The sequence below is a fragment of the Thermococcus sp. 21S9 genome (assembly GCF_012027635.1).
Taxonomy (GTDB): Archaea; Methanobacteriota_B; Thermococci; order Thermococcales; family Thermococcaceae; genus Thermococcus.
Window position 1 is genome coordinate 1 of the sequence record NZ_SNUS01000027.1, and the last position, 477, is coordinate 477.

Annotated in this window: 2 pseudogenes; both read right to left on the reverse strand. The window is 36.7% G+C overall.

From position 1 onward, the window contains the following. A pseudogene (locus E3E28_RS11185) lies at nucleotides 1–123 on the reverse strand (phosphoserine phosphatase); the annotation flags it as partial. A gap of 240 nt (nucleotides 124–363) precedes the next feature. After that, nucleotides 364–477 (reverse strand): annotated as a pseudogene (locus E3E28_RS10795) (carbamate kinase); the annotation flags it as partial.

The window sequence follows — 477 nt, forward strand, 5'->3', positions numbered from 1 at the left end:
CCAAATATTCAACTCCTTTTGAAGCTCCTCAAGCTTGGCTTGAATTTCTCTCTTCTCTTTTTCAAGAGCTTCAATCTCTGCTTTTATTCTCTTAATTTCTTCTGGATCCACTTTTACTTGCATGGTATCTTCCCCTTCCCCAATTTTAGAATAGTTACCCATTCTCTCACCCTTATTTAAGCCTCGCTATGTGAAAAAGTAAGAAGTAAATAAAAACTTTTTGGCTCTAAATGGGGAGTTTATAAATTTTGGTTAATCCAAAACTGCTAGAGTAAGGTTTATTTTACGTTATTTATGCTGAGCTTTCCATTGTTAAAGAATAAGCGGAAGTAATGCTTTAAAAAGTTAAAAGCGCTAAAAAGCTCACTCTTTGACAACTTGGGTTCCAGTTTTGCCCTCCAATGCTTCAACTGCTTTATCAAGTGCAGCAATGACAGCTCTTTCACCGCCCCATTCTACAAATCTTATGGCCGCTAA